22 protein-coding genes are annotated in these 21,967 nt (G+C 59.1%); 12 read left to right on the forward strand and 10 right to left on the reverse strand.

The features are described 5' to 3' along the window. Positions 1–26: 26 nt before the first annotated feature. Positions 27–497 (reverse strand): hypothetical protein, encoded by a 471-nt coding sequence (locus tag J2D77_RS07885; RefSeq protein ID WP_207845743.1) that lies wholly within the window; start codon positions 495–497, stop codon positions 27–29. 653 nt (positions 498–1,150) lie between these two features. On the opposite strand from J2D77_RS07885, the gene J2D77_RS07890 reads away from it, so the two are divergent. From J2D77_RS07890 to J2D77_RS07905, 4 genes are all read left to right on the forward strand, one after another. Beyond that, complete coding sequence (locus J2D77_RS07890) at positions 1,151–1,387, forward strand: type II toxin-antitoxin system Phd/YefM family antitoxin (protein ID WP_007398869.1); 237 nt, start codon at positions 1,151–1,153, stop codon at positions 1,385–1,387. Between the two features lies 1 nt (position 1,388). Further along, the gene (locus J2D77_RS07895) at positions 1,389–1,838 is read left to right on the forward strand and encodes a type II toxin-antitoxin system VapC family toxin (RefSeq protein ID WP_207845744.1); all 450 of its coding nucleotides are present in this window, start codon (positions 1,389–1,391) and stop codon (positions 1,836–1,838) included. Between the two features lie 167 nt (positions 1,839–2,005). Next, entirely contained in the window at positions 2,006–2,236 is a 231-nt protein-coding gene (locus J2D77_RS07900; protein ID WP_207845745.1) for a hypothetical protein, read from the forward strand. Beyond that, positions 2,237–3,943 (forward strand): recombinase family protein, encoded by a 1,707-nt coding sequence (locus J2D77_RS07905; protein ID WP_207845746.1) that lies wholly within the window; start codon positions 2,237–2,239, stop codon positions 3,941–3,943. 212 nt (positions 3,944–4,155) lie between these two features. Here J2D77_RS07905 and J2D77_RS07910 read toward each other — a convergent pair whose 3' ends face one another. Both J2D77_RS07910 and J2D77_RS07915 read right to left on the reverse strand, forming a co-directional pair. Further along, positions 4,156–4,926 carry an alpha/beta fold hydrolase gene (locus J2D77_RS07910; protein ID WP_207845747.1) on the reverse strand — a complete coding sequence of 257 codons (771 nt, stop codon included), beginning with the start codon at positions 4,924–4,926 and terminating at the stop codon, positions 4,156–4,158. A 27-nt stretch (positions 4,927–4,953) separates the two neighbouring features. Further along, on the reverse strand, positions 4,954–6,174 hold the full coding sequence (locus J2D77_RS07915) for an acyl-CoA dehydrogenase family protein (protein ID WP_207845748.1): 1,221 nt from the start codon (positions 6,172–6,174) through the stop codon (positions 4,954–4,956). A 170-nt stretch (positions 6,175–6,344) separates the two neighbouring features. Here J2D77_RS07915 and J2D77_RS07920 point away from each other — a divergent pair, with 170 nt between their 5' ends. The 3 genes from J2D77_RS07920 to J2D77_RS07930 all read left to right on the forward strand — a co-directional run bounded on the left by J2D77_RS07920 (position 6,345) and on the right by J2D77_RS07930 (position 8,984). Next, the gene (locus J2D77_RS07920; protein ID WP_207845749.1) at positions 6,345–6,779 is read left to right on the forward strand and encodes a cupin domain-containing protein; all 435 of its coding nucleotides are present in this window, start codon (positions 6,345–6,347) and stop codon (positions 6,777–6,779) included. Positions 6,780–6,861: 82 nt separating this feature from the next. Beyond that, positions 6,862–8,088 carry a flavin-dependent oxidoreductase gene (locus J2D77_RS07925; RefSeq protein ID WP_207845750.1) on the forward strand — a complete coding sequence of 409 codons (1,227 nt, stop codon included), beginning with the start codon at positions 6,862–6,864 and terminating at the stop codon, positions 8,086–8,088. Further along, the gene (locus J2D77_RS07930) at positions 8,085–8,984 is read left to right on the forward strand and encodes an alpha/beta hydrolase (RefSeq protein ID WP_207845751.1); all 900 of its coding nucleotides are present in this window, start codon (positions 8,085–8,087) and stop codon (positions 8,982–8,984) included. Before J2D77_RS07925 ends, J2D77_RS07930 begins: the two co-directional genes overlap by 4 nt. On the opposite strand, the gene J2D77_RS07935 is transcribed toward J2D77_RS07930, so the two are convergent. The 5 genes from J2D77_RS07935 to J2D77_RS07955 are packed head-to-tail and all read right to left on the reverse strand — an operon-like array spanning position 8,962 to position 13,376. Then, on the reverse strand, positions 8,962–9,366 hold the full coding sequence (locus J2D77_RS07935; RefSeq protein ID WP_207845752.1) for an acyl-CoA thioesterase: 405 nt from the start codon (positions 9,364–9,366) through the stop codon (positions 8,962–8,964). The two genes, J2D77_RS07930 and J2D77_RS07935, sit on opposite strands and share 23 nt — an antisense overlap. Next, positions 9,359–9,769 (reverse strand): RidA family protein, encoded by a 411-nt coding sequence (locus tag J2D77_RS07940; protein ID WP_207845753.1) that lies wholly within the window; start codon positions 9,767–9,769, stop codon positions 9,359–9,361. Before J2D77_RS07940 ends, J2D77_RS07935 begins: the two co-directional genes overlap by 8 nt. Then, entirely contained in the window at positions 9,762–10,181 is a 420-nt protein-coding gene (locus tag J2D77_RS07945; protein ID WP_207845754.1) for an acyl-CoA thioesterase, read from the reverse strand. The genes J2D77_RS07940 and J2D77_RS07945 overlap by 8 nt, the downstream gene beginning before the upstream one ends. 23 nt (positions 10,182–10,204) lie before the next feature. Beyond that, positions 10,205–11,011 (reverse strand): SDR family NAD(P)-dependent oxidoreductase, encoded by an 807-nt coding sequence (locus J2D77_RS07950; protein WP_230975649.1) that lies wholly within the window; start codon positions 11,009–11,011, stop codon positions 10,205–10,207. Beyond that, positions 11,004–13,376, reverse strand: a complete 2,373-nt coding sequence (locus J2D77_RS07955) for a bifunctional salicylyl-CoA 5-hydroxylase/oxidoreductase (RefSeq protein ID WP_207845755.1) — start codon at positions 13,374–13,376, stop codon at positions 11,004–11,006. Before J2D77_RS07955 ends, J2D77_RS07950 begins: the two co-directional genes overlap by 8 nt. A gap of 340 nt (positions 13,377–13,716) precedes the next feature. Here J2D77_RS07955 and J2D77_RS07960 point away from each other — a divergent pair, with 340 nt between their 5' ends. From J2D77_RS07960 to J2D77_RS07970, 3 genes are all read left to right on the forward strand, one after another. Further along, the gene (locus J2D77_RS07960; protein WP_207845756.1) at positions 13,717–15,360 is read left to right on the forward strand and encodes a benzoate-CoA ligase family protein; all 1,644 of its coding nucleotides are present in this window, start codon (positions 13,717–13,719) and stop codon (positions 15,358–15,360) included. 233 nt (positions 15,361–15,593) lie between these two features. Further along, positions 15,594–18,005, forward strand: a complete 2,412-nt coding sequence (locus J2D77_RS07965; RefSeq protein ID WP_207845757.1) for a TonB-dependent receptor — start codon at positions 15,594–15,596, stop codon at positions 18,003–18,005. 100 nt (positions 18,006–18,105) lie between these two features. Beyond that, entirely contained in the window at positions 18,106–18,915 is an 810-nt protein-coding gene (locus J2D77_RS07970; protein WP_207845758.1) for an alpha/beta hydrolase, read from the forward strand. 16 nt (positions 18,916–18,931) lie between these two features. Here the strand turns inward: J2D77_RS07970 and J2D77_RS07975 are convergent, their stop codons facing one another. Then, on the reverse strand, positions 18,932–19,420 hold the full coding sequence (locus tag J2D77_RS07975) for a MarR family winged helix-turn-helix transcriptional regulator (RefSeq protein WP_207845759.1): 489 nt from the start codon (positions 19,418–19,420) through the stop codon (positions 18,932–18,934). Between the two features lie 263 nt (positions 19,421–19,683). Between J2D77_RS07975 and J2D77_RS07980 the strand changes: the two genes are divergently transcribed. Continuing rightward, entirely contained in the window at positions 19,684–20,430 is a 747-nt protein-coding gene (locus tag J2D77_RS07980; RefSeq protein ID WP_207845760.1) for a response regulator transcription factor, read from the forward strand. A gap of 67 nt (positions 20,431–20,497) precedes the next feature. Beyond that, positions 20,498–20,794 carry an Lrp/AsnC ligand binding domain-containing protein gene (locus tag J2D77_RS07985; RefSeq protein ID WP_207845761.1) on the forward strand — a complete coding sequence of 99 codons (297 nt, stop codon included), beginning with the start codon at positions 20,498–20,500 and terminating at the stop codon, positions 20,792–20,794. Between the two features lie 47 nt (positions 20,795–20,841). Here the strand turns inward: J2D77_RS07985 and J2D77_RS07990 are convergent, their stop codons facing one another. Then, the gene (locus J2D77_RS07990; protein ID WP_207845762.1) at positions 20,842–21,780 is read right to left on the reverse strand and encodes a LysR family transcriptional regulator; all 939 of its coding nucleotides are present in this window, start codon (positions 21,778–21,780) and stop codon (positions 20,842–20,844) included. Positions 21,781–21,967 lie beyond the last annotated feature (187 nt).

Raw genomic sequence — 21,967 nt, forward strand, 5'->3', positions numbered from 1 at the left:
TGTGCTAAAAATAGCCTCTGTGCGGATCAGAGAAGCAGAAAACTGCGCCAGAACCGAAAACCCTGCACACGACCGACCCGACCTGCACACAGAAAGACAAGGCGCGACCGCGCCTCGTCGCCCGACGTGGCAGGTCGTTTTATCTTGCCTTCCTCTTTCTCTGCTTCGTTCTGTCTGCCGAATGCCAGAAACCATCCCGAAAAGATTGCGCCAGGATAGCATGATCCTGCGACCGGGAGCGCTGGAATATGCTCTTTCACGCTCTGGGCGGAAATCGACCGGATCGCGGGCCGAAAAACTGCGCATCGGGCTGCTTTTGGGATGCAAAAGACCACGTCATTTTGTGCTTGTTTTTGTGTTTGTCGAATGCGGGAAAACTGACTCCCGAACAGCGTTCCGTGTGATGGTCGGCGCGCAAAATCCATGTAGGAAGGGTGTTGTTTTTTCACTCCCGAATGTGCGCTTATTATCTGTCTGTTCTGTCTGTCAATCTGCACGGGTTTCGCTTTCCTGGTGCATGAACATTCGTGTCTTTGCACGTTCAATATGTGACGATTACCGCTTGGTCGGCATGCTTCCGATGTGCGAGGTTGGGCACATGGAAACGATGGTTCTGCGGTCCACTCCCTGCGCCGTGAGCCATATGAAGGTGCCCGGTTCCGGTGTCTTATCTGGCTCCGGGCGAGCGCAGCGCGGGAGCGCCGTAGGCCGTCTATAAGACGCCGGAGTAGGGGTTAAAGAGCCACGGAACAAGACAGACAAACAGCAGCGACGGCGTAGCCGACGCCTTCTATTCGCGATGCGGAGTATCGCGTTGGCCCGGCAAAAAATGGATCGGGTGGAAGGTGGATTGTCCAGCTTGCGAAGGGTATCGAATCTGGAAAGCCTAGGCCGAGAAGAGGAAGAATGAGGAGGGCAAGATAAAGGCATCCGGCACTCCTGACGTCGCGGGCCGGATTTTTCTCTGTCTGCACATGGGGTTGGGAGCTTTTCGAGTGGCACCGTGGAAAAGAGGCCCGCGTGCCGCTCTCTTCCAGAGAAGGCGGAAAAGTGCGCCCTCCGTTGGCACCATGCGTCCTGATGCAATGGTTTTTCTGGCGAGGGGGATATGACCGTGCTAATATGACCACTGTAGTCACAGGAGGCTTCAATGCAGGAAATCCAGATCAGGGACGCCAAGGCCAATCTGTCGGCGGTGATCGATCACGCCACGCAGGGAGAACCGTCGATCATTACGCGCCACGGCAAGCCCACAGCGGTCGTGCTGTCCTATGAGGAATATCGCCGGTTGAGCGCCGTGCCCTCGTTCGGGCGGCTGCTGATGTCCCTTCCCGATGAGATCGAGACAGAGCGGGGCGGCGAGGGGCTACGGGACGTGGCGTTCTGACGTGTATCTGCTCGATACGAACGTCATTTCAGAGTCCGCCCCGTCGAAAAAGGCCGCCAGCCCTGAACTGCGCCACTGGATGGATGCGAACAGCGATCGTCTCTTCCTTAGCGTGATTACCGTCGCGGAGATCGTTGCCGGGATCGAGAAGGTAAAACGCGCAGGGCACGAGGCGAAAGCCGGACGACTGGGGGAATGGCTGGCGACGCTTGTGCATCTCTACGCACGGCGGATATTGCCGGTCGATCTGCCTGTGTCGCAGGCGCTGGGAATACTGACCGATCAGGTTCGGGCGCGTGGACATGATCCACAAATGGGCGACCTGACAATCGCCGCGACGGCCCGTGTTCATGGCCTGACCGTCCTGACCCGGAATGTGCGGCACTTCCAGTTGCCTGGACTCGTGGTGGTCAATCCCTTTGAAGAACTGCCGGGCGACCCTCTCCCGTAAACGTGATCGGACCGTCTTTTCTTCGTTTGTTTTCTTTTTGAACGTCACGAATACGCTGCGTATACTTCTAATACCACACACGGTTTTTCTGTATGTTGCAGGAGTTCTTGCGTTAAAGTGGCCGTGGCGTTGAGGTTTGTCCTTTCCAGCGAGGAAAGGGCGCAACCATGACGCAGACGGAACCTGGCGGCATCGTCCCAGTCAACGATAACGGGCCGATCGATCCTGCCGCGAAAGCGCGGTGCGATGGACTGGTGTTCGCCTTGGCGAGCGCGCTGGGCCGCCAGATCGCCCGCGAAGAGTTTGCCCGCCGGAAACACGGACGGGCCGTCAACGACAATCTTCCTCTTCCCGGCCATCGCCCGGACGGGAAGGACAGGCCGGAAAGGGGAGAGTGAATGACCCGCGTAGCTCTTTATGCCCGCTATTCGTCTGACAACCAGAGCGCGGCCTCTATCGAGGACCAGTTGCGCCTGTGCGATGAAATGGCCCGGCGCGAGGGCTGGCCCGTCGTGCAGACCTATCGGGATGCCGCGATTTCCGGGGCCAGCATGATCCTGCGCCCCGGTATTCAGGCGGTGCTTGAGGATGCCCGCGCTGGTATCTTCAACGTGCTGATGGCCGAGGCACTGGACCGTATTTCGCGCGATCAGGCGGACGTGGCGACGCTGTTCAAGCATCTGCGTTTCGCGGGGGTGAAGATCGTCACTCTGGCCGAGGGCGAAATCTCCGAATTGCATGTCGGCCTCAAGGGCACGATGAACGCCCTGTTCCTCAAAGATCTCGCCATGAAAACGCATCGCGGGCTTCGGGGCCGGGTAGAGAAAGGGCGGTCTGGTGGTGGCCTCTGCTACGGTTATCGCGTGGTCAAAAAGCTGGACGCCAACGGCGAGCCGATCCGGGGTGATCGTGAGATCATCCCCGAGGAGGCCGAGATCATCCGTCGTATTTTTCGGGAGTTCGCGGCGGGCAAAGGGCCGAAAAGCATCGCCCGCGACCTGAACGCGGATGGCATCACGGGACCACTGGGCCGGTCATGGGGTGGCACCACCATAAGGGGCCACGCCTCACGCGGGACAGGGATCATCAATAACGAGCTTTACGCGGGTGTGCTGGTCTGGAACCGGCTGCGCTACGTCAAAGACCCCAGCACCGGCAAGCGGGTGTCGCGCGTCAATCCCGAGGACCAATGGATCCGGACGGAAGTGCCGCACCTGCGGATTGTCCCTGATGATCTGTGGCAGGGCGTAAAAATCCAACAGGACAGGATTGCCCGGCTGATGGCGGTGCGTGAGACCGCCAACGATGACGGCAAGGCGCACGCGCGCCGTATCCATGCCGGGAAACGGCCTGTGTCGCTGCTGTCCGGGCTGATGACCTGCGGCATTTGCGGCGGGAAGGTCGGGATCATCGTCAACAGCCGGTTCGGCTGCCTGAACCATCATCGCGGGATGCTCTGCGCCAATAACCGCACCATCAAACGGGACGTGATTGAGGCGCGGGTGCTGGCGGGGCTGACTGAGCGCATGGCGTCGCCCGATGCGGTAGCAAAGGCGGTCAAAGCCTACCATGAGGAAAACAACCGGCTGAACCAGGCGCGCCGCGCGCAGGAACAGGCGGACCGGAAGGCGCTGGACAGGATCGAGCGGTCAATACGGGGCATCATTACCGCCATTGAGGACGGGATGTATCAGCCCGCCATGAAAGCCCGGATGCAGGAGCTTGAGCGCCAGAAGGCGGAGATAGCCGCTCGCATGGCTGACGTCCCGGTGGACCTGCCCGATGTGCATCCCAACGTCTCGAAACTCTACCGGGCCAAGGCCGCGCGTCTTGTCGAAGCAGTCAATGACCCGGAAGGGGGCAGGGAGGTGGCGGAAGCGATCCGCGCCCTGATCGGGGGCGTTGTGCTGACGCCCGGCCCGAACCGGGGTGAGGTTCATGCCAGCCTACGCGGCGAACTGATGGCGATCCTCGATCTGGCGAACGGGAGCGCGGCCCGTCGTGCCCGAGGCGGGAATGGCGCAAAGGCGGAAGGTTCTGCCCTTATGACAAAGGCCATTGCCAGCCCCCGCAACCAAAATCCACAAACAAAATCAATACCTTAAAAGGCCGCGCAAGCGGCCTTTTGGCGTTTAGGAACACACAACTGGAATCATATGGGAAGCAGTCGGCGCGCGCGCTGCGTTCCAGCAGCCCAAAAACTCACTCCCCTCATGAGTTGGATCTTTGTGTTTGGCGTTTTTCGCCAAATCCCTCCAGAATGTAAATGGAAATAAGCGGGGGCTCATCCTCTCTCATACCCTACGATATCATAGTACTAATTTAGGAAGATCGTGACAGTCTCGGTTGCGATCTGGGTCTGTTCTTCAAAGAGCAGGTGTCCTGTGCGGGGCAGGCGCACGAGCGTGGCGTCGCGCAGCAGGTTTTGCCAGGCATTTGCTTGCCCGACGGGACGGATACGATCTTGCTCCCCCCACAGGAGCAAGGTTGGGCAGGTGATCCGGTGACACCAATAATCGAGCTGCGGGTTGCCCTGAACACAGTCAGATGTCAGCCTGAGATAGGCGGACACTTCCCGCTCCAGCCTTGTCGTGAAAACAGGGTCAGGGGTCGATGGGAAAAAGCTGCCGGCTACTGCGGGATTGAAGGTGAGGTAGGCGGGTAGATCCGGTGGTGGAATGGATGTCAGTGCCGGTGCTGGACAATCTGACACGACTAGTCCGGCCGGTGCGGCCAGAACCAGCCGACGCAAACGTGCTGGCTGGCGTATTGCGATTTCCGCCGCCAGCCATCCGCCCAGGGACAACCCGGCCAGGTCACAGTGCTGGACGCCAAGATGATCGAGGTAATCGAGATAGAACAGCACATAATCGTTTATGGTGGCGATCCGCTTCTGCGACCCCGAATCACCGAAATTGGGATGATATGGGATGATGAGCGTGCGATTCCGCGCCAAAGGTAGCAGGGCGTTAAAGCCGGGAAACGTGCCCACCCCGTGAAGGAAAATCAGCGGCGGGCCGGAGCCCGCAGTAAGCCAGACGGTTCTGACTCCGCAGATATCCGCCTCGTGACGTGTAAAATGCTCCATGGTCCAGTCCTGTCTTGCGGGGGGGGGTTATCCGTCTATGCCAAAGACGGCCCAGCGGGCATTTGGTGCTGTCAGCCCCAGCAGGTCGCGACCACATTCCTCGATAACCTGATCGGCCATGAGAATATGCTGCGTGCCGGAATGGATATCGCGATACACGCGTTGCAGCAGGGTCTTGTGCAGGCCCGCCCCGCGTGAAATCCGGTAGCAGAAGGTGCCGACATCGGAAATCATGTCATGAACGTGCCGCAGGGCCAGTTTGGTCTGCGTCACATGCTGGCAGGTGGGGGGCAGGTCCCGGTCACATTGCGTCTGCACATCCTGCCAGACGCTGTAGGCATAGGCGCGGGCCGCACGGTAGGCGGTTTCGGCCTGCGCGTAGCGGTATCGCAGGGTGGCACTGTCGGATGCCTGGCCGAACAGGTCCCGGCGGGCCAGAATGACGGCGCGGGTTTCATCAAGAATGCGCCGCCCCACGCCCAGCGCCCAGCCGGTATGGGCCCACGCGGTATAGCCGGCCAGACCAAGATAGCCCTGTTTGCCGCCGCGCAGCGGGTCGCTGATGTTGAATTCGTAGCAGCGTTCCGCGGGAACGAAGATCTCCTGATTGTTCACGGCGTGGTAGTCGAAACTGCCGGTCGCCCGCAGGCCCAGCACGTCCCAGTTGCCTTGTAGGGTTATGGTGTTTCTGGGGTGATGCGCGATGATAATGCGGGGTTTGCCCTCCGCATCCGTTTCGATCTGGCCGTCTTTTCGGACGAAACAGCCCGAATGGATCCAGTCGGCATGGTAAATGGCGCTGCCATAGGCCCAGTCACCGATGATCATGAAGCCGCCTTCCACTTCCCGCGCATAGCCGCGTGGCACGCCGCTGCCCGCAATGGTGACATGGGGCCCTTGTGCAAAAATGTCGCGCAGTCCGCTTTGGGCAATATAAAGCGCCATGGTGACGCCTTCGGCATTGTTGACGGATGCGCACCACCCGGCGGAGGCATGCGCGTGCGACAGCCGTTCCAGATAATAGAGTCCACGCACGGCGGGAATTTCCGCCCCCCCGACCTCACGCGGGAAAATCATGGAATAGTAGCCGGCGTCCCGCATGGCGGCCACGGCGGTATCTGTCAGATGGCCAAGGTTTTCACCTTCCTGGGCCTGTTCCTCCAGCACGGGCAGTACGGTATGCAGGCTGGCGTCCAGACGGGCGATTGCCTCTCTCGTCGCTGCATCCGGTAGTGATTGAACAGTCATAAGGTTTTCTCCCACGGGTCCAGTGTATGGACATCTCCTTGTGCATGCGGTGATGTTCCGAAGTTTTCCAATGGGGAGGCAACCCCTCCTGATGGAGGGATTGCGGTCCATGTTCCGATATCGTTACGATAGAGGCATGGTATGAAACTTGGGAAAGAGGCAGATAAGCCATGCAAACCGGAATCGTTCACGAAAAGACAGGGCTGAATAATGTGGTGTGGGACGTGCTGGGCCAGACATACTGGCCCGCGGCGTTCTGCGATTCCACCTTCGCTTTCGATACGCTGTTCCCGCATGGCACCTTTGTACCGCCCCATATCCACCCCGATCAGGACGAATTTATCCGTATCCTGGAAGGCGAATTTGAATTCGTGGTCGATGGCGTCATCATGCCGGGCAAGGCGGGCGATCTTATCAGCCTGCCGCGCGGCACCAAGCATGGCATCTTCAACAAGAGCGGTCGCGATACGCGGGCGCTGTTCTGGGTTTCTCCATCCCAGAAGCTGTACGATCTGTTTGCGCAACTCGATGGCCTGAAGGACCCGAAGGAAGTCGTGCGCGTTTCCGCCGAGCATAATATCTTCTTCGATCCACTCACGGACTGAGGTTTTTCATTTTCGCAATCGCCATTTTTGCATGCTCCGGCGCCCCGACGGGGGCAGCTGGACTGCAACGGGGAAAGGTATCATGACAGTCATTATCGCGGGCGCGGGAATTGGCGGGCTGACATTGGCGCTTATGCTGCACCAGCGCGGAATAGCCTCGGCTGTCTATGAAGCCGCGCCGGAGGTCAAACCGCTTGGGGTGGGTATCAACGCGTTGCCTCACGCCATTCGGGAGCTGGAGGGCCTGGGCCTTTTGCCGCAACTGGATGAAATCGCCATCAGGACGCGTAGCCTGACCTACATGACCCACAAAGGCCAGATGATATGGAGCGAGCCCCGGGGACAATATGCGGGACATGACGTGCCGCAATTCTCCATTCATCGCGGATATCTCCAGTCCCTGCTCTGGAACACGGCCATGGAGCGCCTGCCCCCGGGCACACTCAGCCCTGGCCACCGGGTGGTTGATTTTGCGCAGGATGCTGACGGTGTCGATGTTCGCATCGGGACCGAGGCAGATACACAGCACATCCGGGGGGCCTGCCTGGTAGGGGCGGATGGCATTCATTCGACCCTGCGCGCCATCATGCATCCTGATGCACCGGGCATACGCTGGACCGGAATACAGATGTGGCGCGGTGCGCGGGAGTGGGAAAAATTCGACGGCGGAGATGCTATGGTGATCGCGGGCAACGAACGCACGAAAATCGTTCTCTATCCTATCGCCCCGGGCAGTACACCTTCGACCGTACTGATGAACTGGGTCGTCTATTCCCGTGTGGCGGTTCCCGATAGCCTGCTCCCCGAACGTGAAAGTTGGTCCCGCCGGGGCCGTTACGAGGACATAGCACCCCTTATTGCCGATTTTGCGCTCGACTTCATCGATATTCACGCGCTTATCCGGGAAACGTCGGATATTTTCCTCTACCCCATGTGCGACCGCGATCCCTTGCCCTGGTGGTCGCGCGGGCGTGTGACCCTGCTGGGTGACGCCGCACACCCGATGTATCCGGTCGGCTCGAACGGGGCATCGCAGGCTATTGTGGATGGTCGGTGCCTGACCGACCAGCTTGCATCCCAGGATGTGGCGCAGGCTTTTACGTTGTACGAACACGAACGCCTGCCGGTTACGGCCGGTGTTGTCATGTCCAACCGCAAGGGGGGGCCTGAACGGATGGTGGATCTGGTGGCGCAGCGCGCGCCTGATGGGTTCGACCGGTTGGAGGATGTTGTTTCGGTCGAGGAATTGCAGGATATATCAGGTAGTTATTCCAAGCTCGCCGGTTTTCATGTCGGGGCGCCGTCATGAACGACGTGGATGGTCCGGTCTATCAGTATATGACGGGGCAGGCCCAGCCCAGCTATGCGGAACTGCTGCCCGGTTTCGAAGCTCGCAGTGCTGCGGTGCGGGAGGCGGGGCTGGCGAATGGTACGGCTTTTGTGGATATTGCCTACGCATCCGCCCCGCGCTGCCAGTTCGATCTGTTTATAGCCCACACTCCGGCATCTGCCGTACCGTCGGGGGCCGTATTGTATCTGCATGCGGGGTACTGGCAGTCGCGCGATAAAAGCCAGTTCTCCTTTCTTGCGCCGGCTTTCAACGCCATGGGGCAGGATGTGGCAATTGCCAATTATCCGCTTTGCCCCGATGTGACGGTGGCCAATATTTCAGTCGTCTTGCGTCGGGCGGTTGTGGCGGTGCTTTCCCGCCTCGCCCGGATGGGGCGGGGCCAGGACAGGCTGACAATTATCGGACATTCGGCCGGCGCGCATCTGGCGGTGGAACTCGCCCTTGCTGATTGGGACAGGCCACTTCTCGCGGGCGACAGCACGCTACAGGCTGATACGACCTTGCGTGGTCCGGCCTGTCCCGTTCGCGCGATTGTGGGGCTGAGCGGTGTTTACGACCTGCGGCCCCTGCTCCAGACTCCCCTGAACGACAAATTATGTCTCAATGCCGAAACCGCGCGTGTGGCGTCCCCTGTCCTGCGTGTTCATCCGGTTGGAGTGCCCGCGCTGTTTGCCGTGGGGACAAAGGAAACTCAGGCTTTCCATGCGCAGACGGACATCATGGCCCATGCCTGGCGCCAGGCGGGCATGGGGGCGGATACGCTGCATGTAAGCGGCGCGGATCATTTCAGCCTGCTTGATGACATTGCCGGGCAGGGCGCGCTTTTTACCGCTATTCGGCAGGTGGTTGCGTAGCATCGCGCGCGGGCAAGACCTTCGGCTTTCCTTGCGCATCCAAGGCGACCATGGTGAAAATTGCGCTGGCAATACGCTCATGCCTGTCGGGGTTCGCACTGCTGGCCTGCATGACCAGGTCCAGCGTAACCGATGTCCTGCCCCAGCGCAGCAGGCTTGCATAGACAGATATGACCTGCCCCGCCCGGCCAGGTTTGTGGAACACCATTTCCCTAACGGCAACAGTCGTCACCAGCCCCTCTGTCAGGCTTGCGGCGTAAATTCCCGCCGCAATGTCCATCTGCGCCATGATCCACCCCCCGAACACGGTGCCAAGGGCATTCGTGTCGCCATTCAGCGGCATGGTCCGTACTGCCAGAAAGCCTGTCGTCTGCTCAGGCATCGTGCTGCCCCGGGCCGATAACGGCAACGGCCTGGATTTCAATCTGGGCACGGTCTTCCATCAGCCCTTTGACCTCGACAGCCGCCATGGATGGAAAATGGTACCCCATGATCCTGCGATACACAAAGCCGATTTCGCGGCTGTTCTGAAGATAGGCGCGCTTGTCCACCATATACCATGTCATGGAGGTGATATGTTCGGGCAGCCCGCCAGCTTCGGCCAGGACCGCCACCACGTTCTTGAGCGCCTGTTCGCATTGCATGACAAAATCGTCTGTTTCCAGAATAGAATGTTCATTCCAGCCGATCTGGCCGCTGATGAAAACCATTTCACCCGTGGCTTTCACGCCGTTCGCATAACCCAGGGGCTTGGCCCAGCCTGGGGGTTGCAGGATTTCATGCATTGGTGTCGTTCTCCAGGTAAAGCGAAAGACTGGCACGGGCGTTTTTCGGCCAGGTGCAGGATTTTCCAGTCGCGCGGGACATGGCCACAAGCCGGTGTCGCGCCTGCCACAGGGGCGTGCCCCCGGTGCTGATGTCATGCTCAAGGTCAAGCGAACTGCGGCCCAGTTTGCGTACCCGCAGGTTGAAATCGAGCATCGCGCCATAATAGCCCGGATGCATGAAGGTCAGGTCCAGCCGCACTGTGGGTGTGACGATATCGTATTCATCGAGCAGCATTTTCCACGATACGCCCGCATCGATGAAAAAATCCTCCGTCACACCGATCAGGATGTCGAGATAGGAGGGAAAATAGGCAAACCCCGTCGGGTCGCAATCGCCAAAACGCAGCCGCCGTGATGTCTGGTATGCCAAGGTCGTTTCTCCTTTATGCCTGGCTAACCGGCCATGATTTCGCCACCGGCCACCACGATGCACTGCCCCGTCACGGCGGCGGAGGCAGGCTGGGCCAGCCAGAGCACGGTGCTGGCGATTTCGTGCGGTGTCACCAGGCGTTTCTGCGGGCTTGTGGCTTCGAACTGCTGGCGGACGGATGTGATCGTACGTCCGCCGCGCTGGGCGATATCGCGCATGGCCTGTTCCAGCATAGGGGTTTCGGCATAGCCGGGGCAGACGGCGTTCACCGTAAGGCCCGTCGTTGCGTATTCGAGTGCCAGGGCGCGTGTCATGCCCACAACGCCATGCTTGGCGGCGCAATAAGCCGCCACGTAGCGGTAGCCCGCGACACCCGCGGTAGAGGCGATGTTGATAAGCCGCGCGCCGTCTCCGTGTGCCAGAAGATCGGGCAGTATCGCCTGCGTGACCGTGAAGGTACCGCCCAGATTCAAGGCTATGGTCTCGCCCCATGTTGTGGCGTCCAGGCTGAGAAAAGGCTGGCTGGTTGCATGCCCCGCATTGTTGACCAGGATATCGACCGCACCCAGCACCGCACGGGCGCGCGCAACACCGTCTGCCACGGCGGGCGCACAGGTGATGTCGAACCCGCCTATCACCGCGTGGGGACCGCGCATGCGGCTGGCGGTGGCCTCCAGCCCTGGCAGGGAGCGGCCCGCCAGGCTGACATGCGCTCCGGCCTCGCTCAGGGCAATGGCGATGGCCGCACCAATGCCGCTGCCCGCGCCGGTTACGAACGCATGTCGTCCCCCCAGGGGCATGGTTGGTTTTGCGCAGGAAGGATCAGACATTACGCGTTGGTCTTTCGGGTTTGGGCAGCACGGCCTGCGCGCGCCGGATCAGGGATTCGTACTGGTGCCTGCCTGCGTCGTACTGGCGCGGCCAGCCGGGACGCCGGTAGCCGATCTTTGCCGCTTCGTGCAGAACCCAGAATGGATCGGCCAGAAAAGGGCGGCCCAGCGCGCACAAATCTGCCCGGCCGGCCGCCAGGATGGAATTGGCGTGGTCGGCTTCGGTAATGGCCCCCACGGCAATGGTGGGGATACCGACTTCGTTGCGGATCTTGTCTGCAAAAGGGGTCTGGTACATGCGGCCGTAAACGGGTTTCTGCCACGGTACGACCTGCCCGGATGAACAATCTATCATATCCGCGCCAGCATCGCGGAACAGGGCGGCGAACACGGTTGCATCCTCCTCCGTATTCCCGCCGGGGGCCCAGTCGTGGCAGGAAAGGCGCACAGACATGGGCAGGCCCGAAGGCCAGACAGCCCGCATGGCGCGGAACACCGCCAGGGGAAAACGCGCGCGATTGACATGGCTGCCGCCATACGCATCGTCACGCTGGTTTGTCAGGGGCGACAGGAAGCTTGAGAGCAGATAGCCATGCGCGCAGTGCAGTTCCAGCCAGTCGGCGCCGGTTCGTGCGGCCAGTTCGGTCGCGTGGACAAAATCGGCCGTGACACGGGCCATATCCTGCTCGGTCATGGCGCGTGGCACCTGGCTGTTTCCAAGATAGGGCAGGGCCGAAGCGGAAATCAGTTCCCATGCGCCTTCTTCAAGCGGCTGGTCTATTCCATCCCAGCCCAGTTGGGTGGCACCTTTGCGTCCGGCATGGCCAATCTGGATGCCAAAGCGCGCATGACCTGCGTTCCGGACAGCGCCCACCAGGTCTTTCCACGCGGCAAGCTGGCTTTCGTTCCATAGCCCCAGGCAGCCCGGCGTAATGCGTGCATCGGGTGAAACCGCAGTCATTTCAGCGAAAACCAGCCCGGCGGCCCCAAGGGAGCGAGCCGCGAAATGCGTGTGGTGGAACGCGTTGGGCAGGCCGTCCTGGGCGGAATAAACCGCCATGGGGGACATGACAATGCGGTTGGGCACACAAATGGAGCGTATATGCCATGGTGTAAACATGGGGGGCGTAGCGGGGGCGGTATCCGCCTTTTCCGGGCTGATGGGCATGGTACGTGCCCCGTCACCGGCCTGCTGCGCGAACCAGCGTTCGTAGGCTTCCAGCCAGGTTGCATCGCGCAGGCGCAGGTCCTCGTGACTGATACGTTGCGAACGGGTCAGCAGGGAATACATGAACTGTTCGGGCGGCAGGCGGTCGGCGTAACGGCTGCCCACGTTTTCGAACCATTCCATCGCATTGCGCGCGGCATTCTGGATACGCAGGACATCCACCCGGCGGATCGTCTCGTAATCCGCCAGAATGGCATCTAGCCGGGTGCTGTCATGATCATGGAGGTCGTACTGCCGGGCCAGTTCGATGGCGTCGTCAATAGCAAGCTTGGTGCCCGAACCGATGGCGAAATGCGCCGTATGGGCGGCATCGCCCATCAGGACCATATGCCCGCCACGGGCAAGTGGGATGCTCCAGTGCGCGCAGGTCAGGTGGTTGAAGTTCAGCCACGCCGAACCGCGCTGATGCCGCGCATTGGTCAGCAGGGGGGAGCCATCGAGAATATCGGCGAAAAGCCCTTCGCAGAAGGCGATCGCTTCTTCCTGCGACATGCGGTCCAGGCCGTGGGCGAGATAGGTCTGCTCTGTCGTCTCAACGATAAAAGTCGACGTTTCCGAGTCGAAACGATAGATATGCGCCTGGAACCAGCCATGGGGCGTTTTCCTGAAATCGAATGTAAAGACATCGAACGGTTTTTTCGTGCCCAGCCAGATATAGCGATTGGGGCGGGTCACGACATGCGGTTCGAAGCGGTCCGCATGCCGCTGGCGCAGGATGGAGTTGACCCCGTCTGAGGCCACGATCAGGTCCGCGCCCGCGAACTCGTCCTCACTGCGGACATCGCGTTCGAAAATCAGGTTCACACCCAGCGCGCGGCAGCGGTCTTGCAGGATGTTGAGCAGGTGCCGCCGCCCGATGCCGACAAAACCGTGCCCCGTCGTGACCTGCGATCTGCCGTTGATGCGGACTTCGATATCGTCCCAGTGGTTGAAAGCCCCCTGGATTTCTGCAGCACTTTCAGGGTCGCATTCCAGCATGGACACCATGGTTGCGTCCGAAAATACCACCCCCCAGCCGAACGTGTCATACGGGCGGTTGCGTTCGATAACCGAAACCCGATGGACCGGATGCCGCTTCTTGACCAAAAGGGCGAAATACAGGCCGGCGGGGCCGCCTCCAACGCAGACAATATGCATTCTGTTCCCCCCCCTGGTTGCGTCGCGTGGGTGGCACGCGTTGCGAATCCAATATATTTTATCTATGAAATATCCTCTATAACACCGTATGTGGCTGTGCAACCCTTCTTTTTTCCGGGCAAATTATTTCATAACGCCATTATATATAAACAATATTATTGAAATATATTCAATCGAGAAGGTGGGCGGCGGGCTATGTGGTATCCGGTAGGGAAAATAAATTTCGTACTTGATTCAAAATTTATTTTGGAACTAAAATTATACGAAATCGATATGATATAGGCGTGCGGCCGGTTGGTCACTGGCTAAGTCCGGGCAGGCATCGGCAAGGAGCAGAGGCATGAGAAGCGAAAGAACGGCGGTGCTCGGGCCTTCGACGCATCAGGACAGTTTCACGCGTGATGGCCTGCCGCCGCTGGCGGAATGGCCCGAGCTTTTACTGGATGACTATCAGTATCCGGACTATCTCAACGCCGCTGTCGAACTGACCGATCGCCAGGTCGAGCGGGGTTTCGGTGACAAGATCGCCCTTGTGGGGCAGGGGCGGTCGCGCACCTACAAGGAACTTTCGGACTGGTCGAATCGCATCGCCCATGCGCTGGTGCGGGATTGTGGCCTGCGTACGGGCGAGCGGGTGCTGATACGCTCGGCCAATACGCCGGCCATGGTGGCGTGCTGGCTGGCGGTCACCAAAGCGGGCGGGGTGGCGGTCAATACAATGCCCATGCTGCGGGCGGGGGAGCTGGGGCAGATCGTCGACAAGGCGCAAATTCATCTGGCCTTGTGCGATGAACGCCTGATGGACGAACTGACCCGATGCCAGGCTACCCACCCGGTGCTGAAGCAGGTGGTGGCGTTCGATGGAACCATGAGCCATAACGCGGCCCTGGACCGCATGGCGCTGAACAAGCCGGTCATTTTCGACGCCGCCATGACCGGCCGGGACGACGTGGCCCTGCTGGCTTTTACGTCCGGCACTACGGGTGAGCCCAAGGCCACCATGCATTTTCACCGTGATCTGTTGATTATAGCCGATTCCTACGCGCGTGACGTGCTGGACGTGCGCTCTGACGATGTGTTTGTGGGCTCTCCGCCGTTGGCGTTTACCTTCGGCCTGGGTGGGCTGGCCATTTTCCCGCTCCGTTACGGCGCGACGGCCGTTCTGCTCGAACATGCCTCACCGCGCAACATGACGGAAATTATTGCCCGGCACCGCGCCACGATCTGTTTTACCGCCCCCACAGCCTATCGCGCCATGCTGGGTGAAAACGCGGGAAGCAAGTCCCTGGACTCGCTACGGCTGGCCGTGTCGGCGGGGGAAACCCTGCCAGCCCCGATCATGGAGGAATGGCTGCGCCAGACGGGCACGCCCATTCTTGACGGCATTGGGGCGACCGAAATGCTGCATGTTTTCATTTCCAATCGTCCTGACGATTTCGTGCCGGGAACGACTGGCCGACCCGTTCGGGGATATCGCGCCATGATTGTGGATGACGACATGCAGCCTCTGCCCCGTGGCGAGGTCGGGCGGCTGGCGGTGCAGGGCCCCACGGGCTGCCGTTATCTGCGTGACGCGCGCCAGCATGTGTATGTGCGCGACGGCTGGAACCTGACGGGGGACGCGTTCTTGCAGGACACGGATGGGCGTTTCCGGTTTGTGGCCCGGGCCGACGACATGATTGTGTCTTCGGGCTACAATATTTCCGGCCCGGAAGTCGAGGCCGCGCTGCTGACCCATGAAGCGGTGCTGGAATGTGCCGTGGTAGGCGTGCCCGATGAGGCGCGCGGGAATATCGTGGCCGCGCATGTTGTCCTGCGTGACAGTTTCGAAGGGGGGGAGGCCATGCGCAAGGCCCTGCAGGACCACGCCAAGCAGGTTATCGCCCCCTACAAATATCCCCGCGCGATCCATTTTGTTCCCTCTCTTCCCAAAACGGAAAGTGGTAAGATCCAGAGGTTCGTTTTACGAAAAACGTCGGGGTAATAACGCGCACGCTTATTCTGCGCGGTTTCGCCTTACGATATTCCAGAGTTCAACGCACAGGCTGTTTCTTGTTCATGGTTGCCGTCCCAGTCCGCGTCCCACGTGGTCGCCGGGTTCACGCAACGCTTTGGTGAACATTTCGTTTTGTTATCGAAATATTGTCCAGCAACACGGTGACAGGCATTGCCCGCATGCCCGAACCCAGCTTGGGGGCCTTCCCCGGAGAAACGAAAATGGTCTATTGGCACACCTCCTTGCGCTACCGCATTGTCGGCCTGTCGGCGGCCCTGCTGTCGGGGTCCATTATCGGCGGCCTGTCCCCCGCCAGCCCGGCGCGGGCCGCCACGACCCAGCCCGCCGCGCAGGTGCCCACGGTCACAAAAAAGAAAATCCCTGCCACCAAGGGCAAGGAAAATGCTGCACCCCCCAAGGAGAAAGTGGTGCAGCAAGCCACGGCAAAGCCGCGTCCGGGGGCGGCCGACCCCATGCTTGCACAGGGGGAAACCATCATGGTGTCGGCACGCAAGCGTGTCGAACGCCTTGAAAGAACGCCTATTTCCATTACGGCATTTACCGGTCGCCAGTTGGACGAGCGCGGGATTACCTCTCTCGCGCGGTTGCAGGATTTTACCCCGAACATGACGTTCCGCAATATTCCGTCTAATTCCGGCATTGCCAATAACGCGTCCGTCTATATTCGCGGCATCGGGCAGAATGACTTTTCGTTCGGGGTCGATCCGGGTGTGGGAATTTATATCGACGGTGTTTATATCGGCAGCCCTGTCGGCTCAGTTTTCGATCTGATCGATCTGCAGCAGGTTGAAGTGCTCAAGGGGCCGCAGGGCACCCTGTTCGGCCGTAACTCCATCGGTGGTGCGATCAACATCCACACGGTTCAGCCCAGCGAGAAATATTCCGCCAAGGCGGATGTGAAATACGGCACCGCCAATCGTGTCAACGGGCGGGCCATGGTCAATATTCCGTTGAGTAAAACTCTTTTTCTCAAGCTGGCGGCGGGCACGTTCGAGCAGGACGGCTACGTCAACGCGCCCTATCAGAAAAACCAGCGCAAGCTTGGCAACCAGGATACCCGCATGTTTCGCGCCGCCCTGCGCTGGCACCCGGTCGATGCCTTCAATGTGACCATTGCCGGCGATTACATGCGCGACCGCAGCAACGGCGCCCCCATGGTCACGACAGGTATCGACCTTAATGCTCCGGGCAGCATGGTTGCATTGAACAACGCCCTGGCCGGTGGCAGCCTGGCCAACTGCCAGGCGGCGGGGTGCGTGAATTCACGCTATTTCAGCAAGAACACCTATTATGGAACAAGTCCTACTTTTTCCAATAACCAGGCATGGTCGATCAGCGCCACCATGACCTATGATCTGACATCCGCCCTGCAGTTGAAGTCCATTACCGCCTACCGCGCCGTTTCGGGCAAGTTCGGGATCGATACGGACGGAACGCCGCTGAACATCAACCAGGTGTACGACAATTACAAACAGCGCCAGTTTTCGGAGGAGTTTCAGGTTTCAGGTCATGCATTCAATCACCGCCTGGAATATGCAGCCGGCCTTTACTACTATCGCAACCACGGGCAGGACGTAAATCCCATCGACTTTCTGGTCCTGTCGGGGCTGAGTGGGGGGTATTTCAACGAAAACAGCTACGCCGCCTATACGCAGGGCACGTACCATGTCACCAGTAAATTCAGTATCACCGCCGGTGCGCGCTTTACCGAGGATGACAAGTCCTTCGTGCCCAACCAGTATATTACCTCGACCATTGGCGAACCGTTCTATTATGAGCCGCCGGGCACGCCGTTTGTTCCCAAGCAGACCTACCGCAACAACAGCAACAAATGGACGCCCATGGTCAATCTGGCCTATCAGTTCAACCGACAGCTTATGGCGTATGCAACGTTCTCGCAGGGGTTCAAGGGCGGCGGGTTCACGCAGCGTATTGCCGACCCCGCACCCTATCCACCAAGCTTCAAGCCCGAGACCGTGACATCCTACGAAGGGGGGCTGAAATATCTTGGCCTGCATAACCGGTTGAGACTGACTGCCGCCGGTTTCTATACGTTTTACAACAACATGCAGCTTGAGGTGGCGGATTCCCAGCATATTGGGCCGTACTATACCAATGCAGGCCGGGCGCGCATCCCCGGCATGGAACTGGAAGGCGATTATTACATAGGCGATGGCTGGCGTGTGAATGCCGCAGTCGGTCTGACGGATGCCCATTACTCCAAGCTCGATGGCAGCGTGCAGGGGTTGACCCTGGCGTCCAAGCTGGTGCTTGTATCCAAATGGACCGTAACGGGGGGCGTGGAAAAACGTTTCGATCTGCGTGAGAACGGCAATATTTCACCCCGTGTCGACGTGTCGTACCGTTCCGGGTATTTCACGAACTTCAACGGTATCAACTACCCTGAGCTCTATCAGCCCGGCTATGTCACGGTCGATTTCGCCCTGCGTTGGCATAGCGCCAATGGCCATTATTCCGCCATCGCAGGGGCGAGTAACCTGTCAAACTACAAGTTCCGCACATCGGGCGAACTCAATCCCAGCTTCGGCTATATTCGCCAGGCTTTCGATCGTGGTCGGCAGTGGTATGTCCAGGGGGGTGTGACGTTCTGATGGCGCGCACCGACCCGCAGCGGGCATGCAGGTTGCAGCAGCACGGAAAGGGAGCAAAGGCGGCCACAATGGGCATTCCCGCGCATGAAGGCAAGGGGGCATGATGATCGATCCGGTTCTGGAAAGCGAATATGACAACCGGCGTAAAGTGCCCCAAAGTGGCGAAATCATTGCCCGCTGGGCCAGCGATGCCGCGGCATTCCGCCAGCATTGGGCGTGGCAGGAGCCAGATCAGGCCTACGGCGCCACCGCGCGCGAAATGATGGATATCTTCCTGCCGGGTCCCGATCGGGATGTGCCGATGGTCCTGTTTTTCCATGGAGGTTATTGGCGGGCCCTTGATCGCAGGATCAATAGCCATTTCGCAAGGGGCTTGCTGGCGCACGGGGTTGGAGTGGCCATGGCCTCATACGATCTGTGCCCTTCGGTGTCGCTTGCCACCCTTGTCGCCCAGGCACAAGGTGCTGCAGGCTGGCTCGCCCGGCGTCAGGGGCGGCGCATTCTCGCCAGTGGCCATTCGGCCGGGGGGCATCTGGCCGCCATGACCGCCCTCCATGATGGCAGCAGGGTGCATCCTGTCGCGGCGTGCGTGGCGTTCAGCGGACTGTTTGACCTGGTGCCCCTTGTATCGACCAGCATCAACGCAGATCTGGGGCTGGATAGGGCGACGGCCATGCAGCTTTCCCCCATGCGGCTGCCCGCGCCGGACCTACCTTTTCTGGGGGTGTTTGGTGCGGAGGAAGGGCGCGAATATGCAAGGCAGAGCAACGACATGGCGCGGGTCTGGGGCGGGCGCAGCCTGGCTGTCGCGCAGGCCAATCATTTCACGGTTCTCGACGGGCTGACCGATCCAACGTCCGGGCCGACCCAGGCCATGGCCGCCATGGCTTGTGAACTTTCCCGGGCTTGAGCGGCAAAAAACGCCGTCAGTCCGTATGTTCCAGCGCCAAGGCCGATGCCTTGAGCCGCCCCAGCAGCCCGAGCAACAGGGTTTGTTCATCCGTATCGAGCGTGCCGACGATTTTTGTAATCCAGTGCTGGTGCCTGGCGGCCATGCGCGCGAAAAGTTTTTCGCCCTTGCGGGTCAGGCAGACCAGAATGCTCCGCCCATCCTCCGGATGGGGTGAACGCGAGACCAGACCGTCCTTGAGCATGGTGTCGACAAGCCCCGTAACATTTCCCCCCGTTACCATCAGGCGCTTGGAAAGCACCTGCATGGTCAGCGGCGACTGCGCGGAATGAAGCTGCGCCATCACATCGAACCGGGCCAGGGTGGTCTTGAATTCCTCCCGGAACTGCACGCGAATGTCGCGTTGGATGATTTGCGTACAGGACAGCAACCGCAACCAGACGCGCAGGCTCAGTTTATCGGAACTGTTCTCGGTAATGTCCTCGTCGATCTTGTCCAAAGCCATGGTAGAATAATCACTGTTCCCTGTCGCGAATGGCGGGAACCAGGGCCCGCACCGGATATGGGTACAGGAAGTGCTTGACCTTTACAAGAACGCCCGCATCCACTTTTTCGCCAGTTTCGGGGGGAATAATGGGGCCCGCTGGCAGATGCGGGCCCAGTACACGACAATTTCGTTAACGCAATAGTTTTGTCATGATATAGTTTGGTCTCCTGTCATGACCCTCCCGTGTCGGGCGGCCTGTTTCTCAAGTTGAGGAGACTGTCATGCCCATTCAAGCAGCCCCCGACGATATGCGCCTGGCCAATCAGATGCTGTGTATCGGCGAAAGTTCGTGCGTGGCGGATCTGGCGAAAAGCCTGCGCGTATCGCTGGCGGAAACCACATGGTCCTCCGCCCTGGGGTTATACATGTTCAACGGCTCCGACCTGCAGAACCTGTTATGCCTTGGCGTGCCAGAAGGGTTTGTTGCCGAATACCGTGACCTTATCGGCTCAAGCGATCCTTTGCTGCAAAATGTGCTTGCACATCGTAGCCCCGTGGACGGGCGGGCCCTCCTTGGGGCAAAGTCATGGAGTGGCAGTTCCATAGGGGCCCTTTTGCTGCGGTGGAATTTGCACCATCACATGTGCGGCCCCATTTTTTTCGATGGGCAGGTAAAAGGTATTATCTATACCGCAAGCATACATCCGACACGCCCCTATACAGCCAGTTCTGTCGCGTTCATGGACTGTCTGTGCCGTGCCGCATCTCTGGCAATGGCGCGTCTTAACGGGTGTTCAGCGGGGCCTGCCCCGCATCAGAAACGGCCGGTTCTTGCCGGGCGGGCGAGGGATGTTTCGCTCTTGTTATGCAAGGGAGCCACGAACAAGGAAATTGCCCGCTGCCTGGATATTTCCGCCGTCACGGTCAAGGAACACGTCCAGGTGCTTTTTCGCAAATTCGGCTGTCGCAACAGGACGGAACTGGTAAGTGTTCTGTCACGATCATATGCCAGCGAACTGGATTTTTAAGGGTTCGAATATGATTTTCTTTCTGAAAACAGCCTGCTATAAAAGATAATAAAGGAAGCACCGTATCATGTCGTCGCACGTCACGCCGTTACCGTCGTTCAAGCCCCGATGCCTGTTTGTCATGATCAAGTGTCAGTTGGGGAAAGCGTATTCCGTGGCGGAATTCATTGTGGATAATATCCCGCAATGCCGCGAAATTTATTCAATCTCGGGCGATTACGATGTCATGGTCCAGTGTTTTCTCGACCCGTCGCAAGATCCCGGCCTTTTTGTTACACAGACGCTCCAGAGCGTAAAGGGGATTGCAGATACCAAGACAATATTGGCGTTCAACGCCTTTACGCCGCGTGAGCATCCAGCATGACCGTTCCCGCCATGCCCATCCGGGAGCAATGGACCATAGCCTTCCTGCTACCTGAATAAAAAACCGCCCGTCAGAACGCCCTGCGTGAATTCTGTGATTTTCTGTTTGGCGTTGAGGGAAACAAGCTCTTTCAGCCTGACCGTTGCATCTGATTCGGTTTTCCATTTCGGGACCACAAATCCGTAGGGAAGCGTAATTGTCGGCATGAATTTTTTCATGACTAGATCGCGGCCGCCACTGGTCAGCGCCACAAAAGGGTCGGCCAGCGTCAAGCCCAGCCCCATTGCGCAAAGCTGGCAGGCTGTCGTGCCGTTTGTTGCTTCAAAAGAAAATTCGAAGTTGCGGTCCATGTTTTCGAACAATCTCTGAAGATGCATCCGTAGTATGGAACGTGAATGTGTAACAATCAGCGGTTCATCGACAAGGTCGCTGAATGTGATTTGAGCTTTGTCAGCCAGCTGGTGGTCGTTCTTCATGATGACCATGGCTTCCACCCGGCAGAACTCAGTCACGGAAACCGCTGGATGTGACAGGGGAAGGGTGGTTATCCCCAGATCGAAGTTTTCATTACCGACCCAGTTCTCGATATCGATCCTGTCTCTGACTTCAACCGATACGCTGAAAGCTTTTCTTTCCGAGCGCATGATGGAGAGCGCATCGCCAAGAATGGCGCGCAGTATCAGGGGTGAGATCATTATTTTCAGATGATTGCGGCGTGGATCGGCGCGGAGTTCCGCAGTAAGGCTTTCCAATCCTTCCATGCTGGCCAGAACGCGTTCGACCTGCCGATAGTAGCGCCAGCCATTATCGGTGGGGGACAGGCGTTTGTTGGAGCGGTTGAACAGCGTAATGCCCGCCTCCTGTTCCAATGATACCAGAAGCCGGCCCGTTTGCGGCTGTGTTCGCCCGATACGTTTGGCGGCAGCGGACACCGATCCTGTTTCCATAAAGCCCTTGAAGGCACGCAGCGCACCGATATTAGGCATAGGGCATCCCCTTTATATGCGAATCACGTATGTTTCGCTCACTATTACGCATTTGATTTTATTGTCCAGCAGTTTACGTTATCGAAACAATATGCAGGGTTCGATCAAAAATGGTGTGATGAAGACGTGGTAATTGCCTTTGTGTGGCAATGACTGCAAACGGGAAAAAATAATATGAGAAGGATTT

This window comes from Acetobacter garciniae (assembly GCF_017377735.1).
GTDB classification, from domain to species: domain Bacteria; phylum Pseudomonadota; class Alphaproteobacteria; order Acetobacterales; family Acetobacteraceae; genus Acetobacter; species Acetobacter garciniae.